The organism is Neisseria sp. HMSC064D07 (genome assembly GCF_001837185.1).
GTDB classification, from domain to species: domain Bacteria; phylum Pseudomonadota; class Gammaproteobacteria; order Burkholderiales; family Neisseriaceae; genus Neisseria; species Neisseria flavescens_C.
In genome coordinates this window covers 1-362 of the sequence record NZ_KV831667.1, presented here as the reverse complement: position 1 = coordinate 362, position 362 = coordinate 1, and the positions used below count along the sequence as shown (strand labels likewise).

1 pseudogene is annotated in these 362 nt (G+C 49.2%); it reads right to left on the bottom strand.

Annotated elements, in window-relative coordinates:
• Nucleotides 1-320 (bottom strand): annotated as a pseudogene (locus HMPREF2608_RS03355) (hypothetical protein); the annotation flags it as partial.
• Nucleotides 321-362 lie beyond the last annotated feature (42 nt).

The following is a 362-nucleotide window of genomic DNA, read 5'->3' as shown; positions in this document are numbered from 1 at the left end:
GGAGTAGCAGGTTGACCCGTTCCCCAACCCTGCATTGCATTGTATCCAGAGTATGTAGCCATCATGCCGTTAAACCAGGCACCTGCCATAGGCGGTACGGTGATCAGCAAGGTAGAAAGCATCAGACCCAAGCCCAGCTGTTGGGTAACTGTCTGCATAATACCGCCGACGTTTCCGCCGGTCAGTGCCGAAGCAATATTGGATACTGCATCGGTAATGGCGATATTGCCTACTAGATCCATAGAGATTTCCGCCATGACGCCAAGCATCACGCTGGAAAAGATGGTTGCCAGTCCATAGTATAGCCATTTTTGAAACAGGGGTGCTGTTTTTTTGAACAGAAGGCATAAAATAAAGATGGG